Annotated in this window: 10 protein-coding genes; 4 read left to right on the forward strand and 6 right to left on the reverse strand. The window is 60.4% G+C overall.

Annotated features, from left to right (window positions below; genetic code table 11):
• Window positions 1-377: 377 nt before the first annotated feature.
• Both P8A25_RS07625 and xseA read left to right on the forward strand, forming a co-directional pair.
• The gene (locus tag P8A25_RS07625) at window positions 378-2,540 is read left to right on the forward strand and encodes an AMP-binding protein (RefSeq protein WP_022395996.1); all 2,163 of its coding nucleotides are present in this window, start codon (window positions 378-380) and stop codon (window positions 2,538-2,540) included.
• Window positions 2,541-2,543: 3 nt separating this feature from the next.
• The gene (gene xseA / locus P8A25_RS07630; protein ID WP_215443054.1) at window positions 2,544-3,908 is read left to right on the forward strand and encodes an exodeoxyribonuclease VII large subunit; all 1,365 of its coding nucleotides are present in this window, start codon (window positions 2,544-2,546) and stop codon (window positions 3,906-3,908) included.
• 225 nt (window positions 3,909-4,133) lie between these two features.
• On the opposite strand, the gene P8A25_RS07635 is transcribed toward xseA, so the two are convergent.
• The 6 genes from P8A25_RS07635 to hisD form a co-directional block, all read right to left on the reverse strand.
• The gene (locus P8A25_RS07635; RefSeq protein ID WP_146018110.1) at window positions 4,134-4,424 is read right to left on the reverse strand and encodes a hypothetical protein; all 291 of its coding nucleotides are present in this window, start codon (window positions 4,422-4,424) and stop codon (window positions 4,134-4,136) included.
• A 316-nt stretch (window positions 4,425-4,740) separates the two neighbouring features.
• Complete coding sequence (locus tag P8A25_RS07640; RefSeq protein ID WP_022395993.1) at window positions 4,741-6,333, reverse strand: hypothetical protein; 1,593 nt, start codon at window positions 6,331-6,333, stop codon at window positions 4,741-4,743.
• Between the two features lie 78 nt (window positions 6,334-6,411).
• Window positions 6,412-8,079, reverse strand: coding sequence for a tetratricopeptide repeat protein (locus P8A25_RS07645; protein ID WP_022395992.1), 1,668 nt, complete (start codon window positions 8,077-8,079; stop codon window positions 6,412-6,414).
• Between the two features lie 226 nt (window positions 8,080-8,305).
• Entirely contained in the window at window positions 8,306-9,202 is an 897-nt protein-coding gene (locus P8A25_RS07650) for a bile acid:sodium symporter family protein (protein ID WP_102727485.1), read from the reverse strand.
• Between the two features lie 26 nt (window positions 9,203-9,228).
• A complete protein-coding gene (locus P8A25_RS07655) occupies window positions 9,229-9,873 on the reverse strand; it encodes a TetR/AcrR family transcriptional regulator (RefSeq protein ID WP_102721766.1) in 645 nt (214 codons plus the stop codon).
• Between the two features lie 22 nt (window positions 9,874-9,895).
• Window positions 9,896-11,194 carry a histidinol dehydrogenase gene (gene hisD, locus P8A25_RS07660; RefSeq protein ID WP_102721767.1) on the reverse strand — a complete coding sequence of 433 codons (1,299 nt, stop codon included), beginning with the start codon at window positions 11,192-11,194 and terminating at the stop codon, window positions 9,896-9,898.
• A gap of 202 nt (window positions 11,195-11,396) precedes the next feature.
• On the opposite strand from hisD, the gene sucC reads away from it, so the two are divergent.
• Both sucC and sucD read left to right on the forward strand, forming a co-directional pair.
• Entirely contained in the window at window positions 11,397-12,578 is a 1,182-nt protein-coding gene (gene sucC / locus P8A25_RS07665; RefSeq protein WP_022397861.1) for an ADP-forming succinate--CoA ligase subunit beta, read from the forward strand.
• A gap of 21 nt (window positions 12,579-12,599) precedes the next feature.
• On the forward strand, window positions 12,600-13,487 hold the full coding sequence (gene sucD, locus P8A25_RS07670) for a succinate--CoA ligase subunit alpha (RefSeq protein WP_102721768.1): 888 nt from the start codon (window positions 12,600-12,602) through the stop codon (window positions 13,485-13,487).
• Window positions 13,488-13,533: the final 46 nt, after the last annotated feature.

Genomic DNA, 13,533 nt, shown 5'->3' on the forward strand with positions numbered 1-13,533 from the left:
ATTATTTCATTTCCACCACTCTCACGACTTCCCTGACGCCCTTCTTGTCCGGATTTCAAATCCGTTCATTTTCTTTCCCTGCATGCAGGGCCTTCAGGCAGCCGGGAAGCCATCCATGAAGGGCACAGTAAAAAACCTCCTAAGGATTTCATCATGAAACCGCTTGTTTCCGGAAATTCCGCCGCGGGAGCAGAAGCGTGAAATCCAGTCAGTCCCATGAAAAACAACATCCTTCCCATAAAAGGCATGCCGGAGCCAGGGACAAATTCCGGGACCGGTCCGGAGGGAGCAAAAGCAGCGCGGGATGTATTCTTTCCTCCTTGCTCCCCGCCCGGCAAGTTGCTAGAATACGTCAAGCAAGTTTTTCCCCTTTTCCCATGGCCATTTTTGGTTCCTCCAATCTATCCGACTCCGGCGACCTGCTGATTTTCAACAAAGTATCTCATAAAACCCTGCTGATGTTCGAAAAGGAACTGGGCAGGGACCGCATGACGTACCTGGTGGAAGAAAGCCTCCCCCCGGATGCGGCCACCGCCGCCCATCTGGAATCCACCAAGGCGGACGGCATCCTGTTCCAGGCCGGGGGCAGCGATCCCATTGCCCTGCGTTCCGCCATCATGGAACGCATCAACGAGGGCAGAAGGGTAGTATTCCTGCCCGGTCCCGTAGCCCACGTGAAAGGCTCCATCAGCCACATTCCCCCACGGGTGATCAAGGCCCTGGAAGCACTCCATATTTCCCCCGTGCCGGTATGCACGGGCTTTTACACCAGCTCCGTGCTGGACGCGGAGGCGGATACGGACGCCCAGGCGGATATCCAGGTGCACATTCTCCCCAAGCTGGCTCCCGGGGCGGAAATGGCGGCGCGCCTCACCTCCGCGTGGCTGGAATGCTCCGCCCAGGCCTATGCCACGCTGCCGCAGTTGCACGGCTCCCTGTCCGCCCTGCTGTTCCGCAGCCTAAAGCTTCATTCCGACTGCCGGGTGATCGACGGCATTGACGATACCACGCTGACCTACGGCCAGCTTCTGGCCATCTCCGTGGCCTTTGCCAAACGGCTGAAAAAGATCACCACGAACCGCCGCGTAGGCATCATTCTGCCGCCCGGCAAGGGAGCGGCAATCGCCAACCTGGGCTGCCTGTTCGCCGGAAAAACGCCGGTGAATTTCAATTATTCCGCCTCGGAAGGGGCCTTTGCCAGCTCCGTGAAGCAATCCGGCGTGGACTGGTTCATCACGGCGGATACCTTCATGCGCAAGCTCCAGAACTTCCCGTGGCCCCCCCAGCGGGACCTGATCCTCATGGAGCGGGAGATTCCGCTGCTCAAGGGCTCCGCCAAACGCTGGGGCGTGGCCATCAAATTCCTTACAGCGGGGTTCATGATTAAAAAGCTGGGGCTGGATGCGCCCACGGGCGCGGATGAAGCCGTGCTGATGTTCACCTCCGGCTCCTCCGGAGAACCGAAAGGCGTGCCGCTGACCCACCACAACATCCTTTCCAACATCTCCCAGTGTTCCTCCCGCATCACGCTGGCGCCGCAAAGCAGATTCCTGGGCAGCCTCCCCGTATTCCACTGCTTCGGCATCACGATCGGGCTGTGGTACCCGATGATCGGCGGGTACGACATGGTCACCTACCCCTCCCCGCTGGAGGCCAAGCGCCTGGGCGCCCTCATCAAGCAGTACGGCATCAGCCTGGTGGTCACCACCCCCACCTTCCTGCGCGGCTTCATGAAGCGCTGCGAGCCGGACACCTTCAAAACCGTGCGCTACCTGATCGTAGGAGCGGAAAAATTGCCGGACGAGCTCTCCGCCGCCTTCCGGGAAAAGTTCGGCACCGTTCCGTGCGAAGGCTACGGCCTGACGGAAGCCTCCCCGGTCTGCTCCGTCAACTTCATTGACCCGGCCCCGTCCAACGCCGCCGGAGACTTCATTCCCGGCATGAAAAAGGGCTCCGTGGGCGCTCTGCTTCCCGGCATCGCCGTACGCATCACCAGCCCGCATACGGGCCGCGTGGTACCCGTGACGACCTCCGGCATGATCTGGCTGAAGGGGCCGAATATCTTCCCCGGCTACCTGGGCGGTCCGGAAGCCGACCGCGACATTTTCGTGGACGGCTGGCTGAAAACCGGAGACATCGGTTCTGCGGACGAATTCGGCTTCCTGAAAATTGAAGGCCGCATCTCCCGCTTCTCCAAGATAGGCGGGGAAATGGTGCCCCATGAAGCCCTGGAAGCCGCTATCATGAACATCTGGAACCTGGACCCGGCGGACGAGGAACGGCGGATAGCCGTCGTCACCATTCCGGACCCCGTGAAGGGGGAGGCCGTGGCCCTGCTCACCACCCTGGTGACGGACTACGTGCACCAGGCGCGCACCCTCATCAGGCACGGCCTGATTGACCAGGGGCTCCCGGCCCTGTGGTGCCCCAAGGAAATCATTCCCGTGGAGCACATTCCGGTGCTGCCCTCCGGCAAGCTGGACATCAAGCAATGCAGGATGCTGGCTTATGAAGCGCTGAACATTCCCTTTGAACCATAACCCATGGAATTCCCGGAGGAAACGCCTGCCGCTCCCAGGCCCATCACGGTCAAACAGCTCGTTTACCGCCTGAGGGATACGGTCAGCATTGCCGTGGGGACCCAGTGGGTGGTGGGAGAGCTCAGCAACGTCAAGCACCATACCAGCGGCCACGTTTACTTCACCCTGAAGGAACAGGGCGCGGAAATCTTCTGCGCCTTTTTCAAGGCTGCGGCTTCCAAATGCCTCGTACGGCTCCAGGAAGGGATGAAGGTCCATGTGCTGGGCAGCGCCACCGTGTACCCGGACCGGGGCCAGCTTCAACTGGTCATCAGGCAGGTGAAAGCCGCCGGCCAGGGAGACCTGCAGGCGCGCTTTCTGGAACTGAAGGAAAAACTCCAGCGGGAGGGGTTGTTTGACGCTGAACGCAAAAAGGGCATCCCCGCCTTTCCCCGCGCCATCGGCATCGTCACCTCCCCTACCGGCGCCGTCATCCAGGATATACGCCATGTGCTGGAACGCCGCGCCCCGTGGGTGAAAGCCTACCTGCTGCCCGTGCGCGTCCAGGGGGCGGGAGCGGAGCATGAAATAGCCGCTGCCGTGCGCGCCTGGTCCGCAGCCCCTCTCAACGGCCTGCCGCCCGTGGACGTGCTCATTGTGGGCCGCGGGGGCGGCTCCATAGAAGACCTGTGGAACTTCAATGAGGAAACGGTAGCGCGCGCGATTTACGAATGCACCGTTCCCGTGATTTCCGCAGTAGGCCACGATACGGACTTCACCATTGCGGACTTTGTGGCGGACCTGCGCGCCCCCACCCCGACCGCGGCCGCGGAGCTGGCTACGCCGGACGGTCCGGAATGGCTCCGCAAGCTGGCTAGAATGGAACAGGCCCTGCACGCCTCCGCACGGCATTCCCTGTTGCGTTCCAAGCTGAGACTGGATGTTTACCTGCGGGGAAAACTGCTGGATGCGGATTCCCTGCTCTCCCCTTACGCCCAGCGCCTGGACGACATGGAAGAAACCCTGCTGAACGCCGCGGCCACGCGCATTTTTCAAAACACGCTCCATATCAACAAACTGGAACATCAGTTACAAATGCGCCATCCCACCCACCGCAACAGGGAGCGCGCGCAGCTTCTGGCCTCCCTCCAGGCCGGACTGGCCCATGCGGCCGCCGTGCGCATGGCGGATTTCTCTTCACAACTGGCTCTTATTCAAGCCCGGCTGGAAGCTCACAGCCCGGAGCAAACGCTGCGCCGCGGATACGCCCTGGTGGAAAACCAGAATAAGCAGCTCATACGGCAAACGAACCAGGTACATGCAGGAGAAAAATTGAAAGTCCGTGTCTCCGACGGCTGTTTTTATGTCAGGGATGACACACCGCAATAGGCTGTCCACAAGAGCCTAGCATTGCATTTTTTGCACTCAATCTAACAAATTGTGTTTTTTCTGGATTTTACAGGAAGTGGAACCTATCCTAATAGAAGCCTGTCACTGCTCCTATTACCCGGTCCCATAACTTCTGTACATATGCCTTGTAAAAACATCACCCGCTACACTTACGAAACGACAGCCTTTCAAGGCTATCGGTTGGCGATCTGTAAGAACAAGCGCTTATTCACTCGTTATTTCTCCGATTCTCAATACGGGGGCGCTGATGCGGCGCTTCAGGAAGCGATGAGAGTGAGAGATAACATTTTCACACTTTTTGAACAGGGGAACCTTACGGTTAGCCAAATTTTCGCAAAATATACCGTGCGTTCCCGCCGTCAGTCCGCCGCTGACCGCCGTGAAAAAATGATCCACGGAAAAAGGGCTCTCGGCCACGTGCGGCAGAAAGCCAAAGTCCGCAGCTGAGGAATCTGCGGAAGCTGTTTTTTCAGCTTCCCCGGAGCCTTGAATCATACCGGAAACGTTGCATCCGGTACAGGTGGCGTATACTCCTATCACATCAAAAAGCCGTTCTCCGTCCGGAAAGCGGGAATACCGCAGCATGCGCGGCGGAGAAAGCGGCAATCTGTACCAAAACGCCCCCTTTCCGCCATCCGCGCCCGGGAAAGCCAAGAGCGGCCCGGCAAAGCAATTCCGGCACTAATGCGGCTGTGCCGGATAAGCCGATCAAAGGCCTGCGGCACGCTGCCAAGGCATTCTTCCGCCGTCTGTCGCCCGCGGCGCTTCCCGCGGAGGGGCGCGCGGGTCAGCCTGCTGAAAAGGGCTTCAATTATCTGCGGCGGCGGCGCGAAGCAGGCTTTTCCGGTTCTTCCGCCGGGGCTTCCCCTATCTTCGCCAGCACCCGCCGGGCCTCTGTGGTCCGGTTCTGCTTGAGACACACGTCAGCCCAGCTCCGGTGAATTTTGTTGTAAAGGTCTCCGGACTGGATGGAGGCCAGATTATTCTGGAGCTTCGCCTTGTCTTCCGGACTCAGCGCATCCCATTCTTCAACCAGCTTTCCATACTGGGCTTCCGACAGGGGCCACTGTTCTCTGCCCGCGCTTATCTCAGCCTGAAGATTCAGAATGACCGGCTGGAGGGCCTGGACAAACGTGGTGTTCTCACGGGCCACCTTCATCGCCTGGTCCAGATATTTCATCGCCTGGTCATAATCCCGCGCTTTCAGGAAGGCGGCGGCGATGTTCACGTCCTCATAAGCCCGTTTCACCAGAGCCTCCGCCTGGCCGTACTTCTCAAGCTGGGAACGCAGAGCCTCAATGTCCTGGCTCAGGCTGGAACCGCTCAGAATGCGCGGGGCATCCACGCCCAGGGTCATCGCTGTCCCTTCCGCACGGGACAGCAGGCGGGAAGCCTCCTTCAAATCCCCCATCTGCATCCTTACCCGCGCCAGGGCAAGCATCGTTTCCGGCGTGCAGTCCATCTCCGTTTCCGCGGCGCGAAAGCAGATCAGGGCGGCTTCCAACTGGTCAGCCATGGCTTTCAGCTCCGCCTGGGAATACTTACGGCGCGCATTGAGCGGCATATTCAGCTCGTTCAGGATGATTCGGCCCATATCCGGACTGGCGGTCAGGCGGAATTTGGTGAGCAGTTCCCGGGCAATGGCGCTTCCTGTGCCGCCGGGCTGCCCCGTAGTCTTGTCCGGCAGAGTATCCTGAAGCAGCAGAATCTTCACCATGCTCTTCACGTCCTCCGGCTTTTTCAGCATGCTCCTCATGACAGGGGAGGCGGCCTGCTTGCACAACGCGGAAAAACGCTCAAACCTGGCCTGGTCATACGCATAGTGGGCCAGCGGTTCCAGGCATGCCAGACGGATGGATACCTGCTCCTCCGGCGTATTTTTCAAAATCACTTCATAAAGCTTCTCCGCCGTGGCGTCATGCTTGCGGCCTGCAAACTCCCGCGCCCAGTTCAGGCTGACGCCCAGCAGGCGGTTCCTGTCCTCCGCCGGCATGGAGGCGGAATCGGCCAGCTTCTTTTCCAGCAGGGCCGCCAGCATCGGTTCGGATTCCTTCAGCATGCCGCGCCTGTCCATTTCCACCGCCAGCAGCCACGCAAAGGAATCCCGCGCTTCCGGGGAATTCATCCATTCCACCTGCTTGTCCACGGAGGAAGCCATCTGCGCCAGCTCCGCGTCGGAACCGTTCCAGGAGGCCAGCATGCCCTGCAAATGGCCCATGGCCTGCGTCTGGCTGTGCACCTCGTGAATGGTCGGCTTGAACCACCCTTCAATCGTGGGCCAGTACTGAATGTAGCCGAACCAGAGCCCCCCCAGCAGCACCAGAAAGAGAACCGGCTTCCAATAAGACTTCTTCTTGCGTGAGGGGCGGTAGGGTTTGTTGGAAAAATGGCGCTCGGAACTCATGCAGGCATTGAGCCAAAAAGGCGGCACAAATCAAGCAAAATAAACACCTCGCAACGTCTTACGAGGACCGCCCGAAGCCTACCGCCGGGAGGATCTGGCGTTCCCGGACGGCCTGCGCCCGGGAGAGGCCATGCGCACGCGGGGAAAACCGGATTCCTTCCAGCAGGCATCCGCCTTTTCCTTCATTCCCAGTTCATCGTAACAGCGGCCAAGCTGTTTGTAATTCTCCGACCGCTGTTCCCCCTCCAGCATGGGGAGCACCGCTTCAAAAGTTTCCACGGCCTCCTTCCACTGCTCTCCGTCGCACAGGGCGTATGCCTTGCACAAATAGGACTGCACCAGCAGACTTCTGCGCTCCGGCCCCTCCCCGCATTTCAGCAGGGAATCCACTGCTCCGGCATAGGCGTGCAGGGCGCTTTCCCGGTCCCCCGCCATATCGCTGGCGAGCCCCAGGGAATAATAAACCCGGCCCAGGGACAGGACGTCCGAGGCAAAGTGGGATTCCCGCAGTTGAAGGGCTTTTTGCAGGTTTTCCCTGGCCTTGTCCCCCTCCCCGGCATCCAGCCACGCTTTGCCCAGCCCTTCCAGGGACTGGGCGGAAATGACGGGGGAAGCCGCGCTGTTGGCAATCGCCTTCAGGAAATCCGCGCGGGCTTCCGGAGCGGCCTTGCGCATGATGTTCACCCACCCCCTCTGATCGTACAGCCCGGCCCAGAATGCATGGTCCGCCGGCAGCACGCCGCGGGCGGCGCCCTCCGCCTGGTAAAGATAAGCCAGGGCTTCCTCATAATTCCCCTGCTCCGTGGAAATGCGCGCCAGCCCGCGCAGGGCGTTAAGGCAGTCATTCAACAAGTAGGAGGCGTTCTCCGAACCGGTAAGGCCCTTTAAAAACAATTCCCGCGCCTCATCCTTCCTGCCGGCCTCCAGCATGGCTTCTCCCATGCTGATGCTCGCCAGGGCCAGGTCACCGGTCGTCTTGTCCGGCTGGGGGCACAGGGCCAGGGCCTTCTTGAAATAGGCGCGCGATTCCGGAATGCGCCCCGTGGCGCGCGCCAGCCGGCCCTGGGCGGCCATAAGCCTGGACCTGACCGGGAGGGCGTCCGTCCCCAGATGGGCGGCGGCGTCCACCGCGCGCTGGAGCAGCACGTTCGCCTCCTCATTCCTGTTCAGCATCTGGTCAATGGAACTCATGGTCTGGAGGGCCCGCACCAGCGGCTCGGCCATTCCCTCCTTCTCATACCCCTCCACGGCGGTTTTCAAATAACCGTAGGCCGGGGAATACTGGTGCTCCGCCAGAAGGGCCTTGGCCACGGCGTCCGCGCGGGGGGCCCACACCCGGTAGCGCCCGGAGGCATATCCGGCGTCAATCAATTCCCTGGCCGCAGGAAGGGCGCGGTCCACGCCGTCCCGGCTGATCAGCTCACGGGTGAGGCCCCAGGCCGTCTCCGTCCGCAACTCCGGATCCCTGATCCATGCCAGGCGTTCCTCCCGGTTGTCCAGAATGCCGGCCAAGCTCTCGCGTGAAGCGAAAACATCCGCCATGAAGCGGGATAAATTCTGCATGGCCTTTTCATCGCTCTTCTGCACCACCACCGGCGGTGTGGTCAGCATCCCTTCATCATAACCGATGCGGTACGCCATATGGTACGTCAGGAACTCCAGCAGCATCACGAGCGCGCACAAGCACAGGGCAATCAGCCACTTGGTGCGCGGAGACAGGGGTTTCAAAGGAGAAGGGGCCTGCATAACAAGTGCATAACGTTACCCGGCGCTCCCTGAATTTCAAGCTTTTTGCATGGGGAGGAAATCTCCGCTGCACCTGAAGGCGAACAAACCAGCCGACGACAACCGTTTCCCCGCCAGTCCCCGGGACCGGCCCGGGAAAGCTTTTTCCTGCCTTTTTCCCACTTTCCGGCCCTTCTCTCCGCCTTCCGCCGGGCGCTTTTCTCCGGGCCATGCGCGGCAATTTACGTCAGCCGTTCCTGCGCTTCCGTTCGGACGCCCGGTACAACTGCCAGGCATTCCATAAATTATGCCACAGCACGTAAAACGTAGGCCCCAGCGCGGCGATGGGGCTGGCATACGTCAGCGCCAGGTAAATGGACAGCGTGGTATTCTTCTGCCCCAGGGCCTGGCTGCACTCCGCGGCACGGGTACGCCCCCCCAGCAAATGCCCCAGTCCAAAATTGATCCCGCACACCAGCAGGGAAACTGCGCCGATCTGTTCCAGCACGCGCTCCGAAATGCCGTCACGGGAGGAAATATCATAAGAGGCGTTCGCCGCGATCAAAACCAGAATCACCACCCAGATGCCGAAGGTGACGTCCTTCAGCTTCCGCGGCCACGCAATGGCCCGCGGATAAAAACGCCGCGCCGCCAGGGCCAGAACCAGCGGCAGCAGCATCACCAGGGAAATATTCTGGGCCACGTTCAGGTAAATCTCAAAGCCGCCCTGCCCCACGACCGCCGGCAGAATGAAAGGCAGCAGGGCGCAAATAATGCCGTTAAGCAGCAGGAGGGCCGTCAGCATGAACTCCACGCTGCCGCCCAGCAGCCCCATCACCACGGGAGCCGCCGTGGCCGTGGGCATGATGCCCACGAAGAAAGCGGCCTCCGCCAGGTACCCGTCTCCGAAAACGAGGCGGCACGCGCCCCACGCGGCCAGGGCGATCAGCAGGTTGGCCCCTACCAGGAGCCAGTGCGCGCGCTCCGGCTTCATCCGTTTGAAGCGGATGCCCAGGAACGTCACAAACAGCATCACGATCAGCATCCACTTGAACGTCCAGCTATACACATGCAGGCCGGGCATCATGTACCCCGCAATAAAGGCCGCCACAATGGCAAACGTGCGGATGAGGGACTTGAACATGTGGAATGCGGACGGCAGTGAAAAGGTTATGCTGGTTTTTCACACAAATGGATCAGGCCGTCCACCTGGCGGACAATCAGCTCAAACAAATCCTGCACGCTGCCCTTGGGAACCCGGTTGTTCTCCATCAGCTCCATAATCATCCGCAAACGGGTCAGCAGGCCGATCATGATGCTTTCAATAGCCAGCACCGTCCAGAAAACCTGGTACGTGGAAGCGCCCGGAAACATGGTGCGGATGCAGTCATGCAGCCGCCGGCGTATGGGGGAATACACCTCCTTGATATACTCCACCGCTATCTCCGGCGTCTGCACGTGGCAAATGGCCAGCAGGCGCAGGTAATGGGGGAAATTGCCCAGTTCTTCCAGCTTCACATGCAGGAGGCCGTGGAAGGAAGGGTAAACATAGGCGTGGGCCAGCGCCCGCACCGTGCCTTTCTCCATGGCCTCATTCATCATGGAAATCCGGAAATCCCGCGCCTGCGGCGCATACTTCATCATGACCGCCTTCCAAAGCCCTTCCTTGCCGCCAAAATAATAATTGGCGGAGGCGATGTTGACGGATGCCTGCTGGGAAATCATGCGCATGGAAGTGCCTGTATAGCCGTGCTCGGCAAACAGGCACTCCGCCGCGTCCAGCAATCGTTCCTTGGTTCCTTGCTGTCGTTTCATGGGGGGTGGGGGAAGTTTGGAATTATCGGTCAACGCGGGCGGCGCGGACCTGGATGGAATGGTTGTGGGCGTCCAGCCCCTCCACTCTGGCGAACTCCGCCACGTACGGAGCGGACTTGAGCACGGCCTCCCGGTTCATCCGCACCACGCTGGTGCGCCGCTGGAACTGGTCCGCCCGCAGGCCGGAAAACGACTTGCCGGCCCCGCCGGTCGGCAGGGTGTGGCTGGGGCCTGCCAGGAAATCCCCGCAGGCCACCGTGGAAAAAGCGCCGGCATAAATGGCGCCCGCCGTCCGGATGCCGTCCAGCACGGCGTCTTCATCCCGCGTGACGAGCACCAGATGCTCCGGAGCGAAGGCGTTCACCAGGTCCACCCCCTCCTGGATGGAGGAAACCAGAAAACCGTAAGCGTGCTTGTCCAGCACCTCCCGGATGATGGAACCGCGGCTCAGCAGGGCGGCCTGGCGTTCCACCTCCGCTTCCACTTGTTCCAATAACGCCTCCGACGTGGTAACGAACACCACCACGCTGTCCGGACCGTGTTCCCCCTGCGCCAGCAGGTCGGCGGCCAGGAACTCCGCGTCTGCGGTCTCATCCGCCAGCACCATCACCTCACTGGGTCCGGGGAGCAGGTCGATGGCGACGGCTCCCACCAGCTGGCGCTTGGCCTCCACCACAAAACGGTTGCCGGGGCCGAAAATCTTCTCAACCGGCTTCACGCTCTCCGTTCCCACCGCAAGGGCGGCAATCGCCTGCGCTCCGCCTATCTTGACAATCTCCGTAGCGCCGGAAGCCTTCAATGCATATAAAAGAGCGGGATTCACCCGCCCGTCCGGCCCGCAGGGCGTAGCGGCCACAATCTCCCGCACGCCGGCGGCCTGGGCAAAACCGCCCGTCATGATGGACGTGGACACCAGGGGAGCCTTCCCGCCTGGAATATAAATGCCCACGCGGTCATACGGAAGGAAGCGTTCCGCCACCTCCACACCCTGGGCGTTCACGCCGGACCAGTCCTGCCTGCGGCTGCGGTCTGAAAAATAATGGATGTTGGCCAGGGAGGCGGCAATGGCCTCTTTCACGGAATCCTCCACGGCGGCTTCCGCCCCCGCCAGCTCCGCCTCCGTCACGAACAGGGAGGAAGGATCCAGATGCACCCTGTCAAACCTGGCGGCATAATCAAAAAGGGCCTCGTCCCCGCGCGCGGAAACGTCCTGGATAATAGCGTTAACGGTATCCCTTACGGAATCCTCCGGGAGAGCGCGGCGGTTCATCCGGCTCTTCATTTCGTCAAAGCAGGTGTCGGAAGGACGGTAAATTTTCATAAAAGATATAATACGGAAAAATGAGAAGGAAGTTTCACAATCTTTAAGCATGCAGTCAAGCCTTCTGTCCTCTTTGATTTCCAAAGGCACTCCATGAATCTCCCGGACAAAAAATCAAAAGACCAAACCATTCTCCCTTGACCGGCACAAAAAACAGGCATAGCCTTTCTTTCGCAAACATTTGGCCGAACGGCCCACTGTCATGAACATTCACGAATATCAAGCAAAACAACTCTTTGAGCGCTTTGGCGTGGCTACCCCCAGGGGCATTGCCGCCGCCACTGCTCAGGAAGCAGCACAAATAGCCCGGAACATGGGCGTTTCCCAATACGTAGTTAAGGCACAGGTACACGCTGGCGGCCGTGGCAAAGGCACCTTCAAAAACGGCTTCAAGGGCGGCGTGCACGTCGTTGACTCCGTGGAGGAAGTGGAAGACGTAGCCGGCAAGATGCTCAACCAGGTTCTGGTCACCAAGCAAACCGGGGAAACCGGCAAGCTGGTCAGCAAGATCATGGTGGCGGAAGCCGTGGACCTGAAGAAGGAATGCTACTTCGCCATTCTCCAGGACCGCGCCCGTGAATGCCCCGTCATCGTAGCCAGCACGGAAGGCGGCATGGACATTGAAGAAGTGGCCGCCACCCGTCCGGAAGCCATCATCCGCGAACACATTGATCCGGCCCTGGGCATCCTGCCCTTCCAGGCCCTCAAGATCGCCGTGGCCCTGGGCCTGACCGGCCCCCTGCTCCGCCAGGCCACCAAGCTCATCACCAACGTTTACAAGCTCTTCACCGCCCTGGACTGCTCCCTGGTGGAAATCAACCCCCTCGTGGTCACCACGGACGACCGCGTGTGCGCCCTGGACGCCAAATTCAACTTTGACGACAACGCCCTGTACCGCCACCCGGAAATCATGGAAATGCGGGATGAAACGGAAGAAGACCCCCGTGAAGTGGAAGCCGGCAAATATGACCTGAACTACATCGGCCTGGACGGCAACATCGGCTGCATGGTAAACGGCGCCGGGCTGGCCATGGCCACGATGGACATCATCAAATACTACGGCGGCGAACCCGCCAACTTCCTGGACGTGGGCGGCTCCGCCACAGAGGAAATGGTAACCAACGCGTTCCGCATCCTCACCAGCGACAAGAATGTGAAGGCACTTCTGGTCAACATCTTCGGCGGCATCATGCGCTGCGACGTCATCGCCCAGGGCATTGTGGCCGCGGCGAAAAACATTGACATGAAAATCCCGCTCGTCGTCCGCCTGGAAGGCACCAACGTGGAAATCGGCAAGAAAATCCTCGCAGACAGCGGCATCGCCATCATCCCTGCCGACAACCTGGACGAAGCCGCCCAGAAGGCGGTTGCAGCAGTCAAATAACCCTCACTATTTATTACGACAATGACATCTCTCATTGACAAAAACACCCGTCTGGTTGTGCAAGGCATCACCGGCAGCGCCGGCGCGTTCCACGCCAAAAACTGCATGGACTTCGGCACCAACGTGGTCGCCGGCGTGACCCCCGGCAAGGGCGGCCAGCTCTTTGAAGGCAAGGTCCCCGTCTTCGACACCGTGGCGGAAGCCAAAAAAGCCACGGACTGCAACGCCTCCATGATCTTTGTGCCGCCGCCCTTCGCCGCGGACGCCATCATGGAAGCCGCAGACGCGGGCGTGAAGCTCATCGTCTGCATCACGGAAGGCATCCCGGTGCAGGACATGCAGAAGGTGAAAGCCTTCCTGAAGGACAAGGACGTGACCCTCATCGGCCCGAACTGCCCCGGCATCGTCAACCCCGCCGCCAACTGCAAGATCGGCATCATGCCGGCCTACATCTTCAAGCCCGGCAGAATCGGTATCGTCTCCCGTTCCGGCACGCTCACCTATGAAGCCGTCTGGCAGGTCACCAACATGGGCCTGGGCCAGAGCATGTGCATCGGTATCGGCGGCGACCCCGTCCACGGCATGACCCAGCAGCAGGCCGTTCAATTCTTCACGGAAGACCCCAATACGGACGCCTTCATCATGATCGGTGAAATCGGCGGTTCGGAAGAGGAAGAAGCCGCTGAATGGATCAGGAACAACTGCAAGAAGCCCGTCGCCGCCTTCATCGCAGGAGCCACGGCTCCCAAGGGCCGCCGCATGGGCCACGCAGGCGCCATCGTGGCCGGAGGCAAAGGCACCGCCGCCGCCAAGCAGGAAGCCCTGAAGGAAGCCGGCATCGTGGTCGCCAAGACGCCCGCCCAGATGGGCGCCGCTCTGGCGGAAGCCATGAAAAACAAGGGAATGTAAGCCCCCTTCTTCATCAATTCACTTTCAGGCGCCTTCCCCCACCGGA

The organism is Akkermansia sp. BCRC 18949 (genome assembly GCF_045011645.1).
Lineage (GTDB): Bacteria > Verrucomicrobiota > Verrucomicrobiia > Verrucomicrobiales > Akkermansiaceae > Akkermansia > Akkermansia massiliensis.

Coding starts and splice junctions, on each gene's coding strand:
- P8A25_RS07640 (WP_022395993.1), bottom strand. CDS start 6,333: ATGAGTTCCGAGCGCCATTTTTCCAACAAACCCTACCGCCCCTCACGC.
- P8A25_RS07635 (WP_146018110.1), bottom strand. CDS start 4,424: ATGATTCAAGGCTCCGGGGAAGCTGAAAAAACAGCTTCCGCAGATTCC.
- xseA (WP_215443054.1), top strand. CDS start 2,544: ATGGAATTCCCGGAGGAAACGCCTGCCGCTCCCAGGCCCATCACGGTC.
- P8A25_RS07655 (WP_102721766.1), bottom strand. CDS start 9,873: ATGAAACGACAGCAAGGAACCAAGGAACGATTGCTGGACGCGGCGGAG.
- hisD (WP_102721767.1), bottom strand. CDS start 11,194: ATGAAAATTTACCGTCCTTCCGACACCTGCTTTGACGAAATGAAGAGC.
- P8A25_RS07650 (WP_102727485.1), bottom strand. CDS start 9,202: ATGTTCAAGTCCCTCATCCGCACGTTTGCCATTGTGGCGGCCTTTATT.
- sucC (WP_022397861.1), top strand. CDS start 11,397: ATGAACATTCACGAATATCAAGCAAAACAACTCTTTGAGCGCTTTGGC.
- sucD (WP_102721768.1), top strand. CDS start 12,600: ATGACATCTCTCATTGACAAAAACACCCGTCTGGTTGTGCAAGGCATC.
- P8A25_RS07625 (WP_022395996.1), top strand. CDS start 378: ATGGCCATTTTTGGTTCCTCCAATCTATCCGACTCCGGCGACCTGCTG.
- P8A25_RS07645 (WP_022395992.1), bottom strand. CDS start 8,079: ATGCAGGCCCCTTCTCCTTTGAAACCCCTGTCTCCGCGCACCAAGTGG.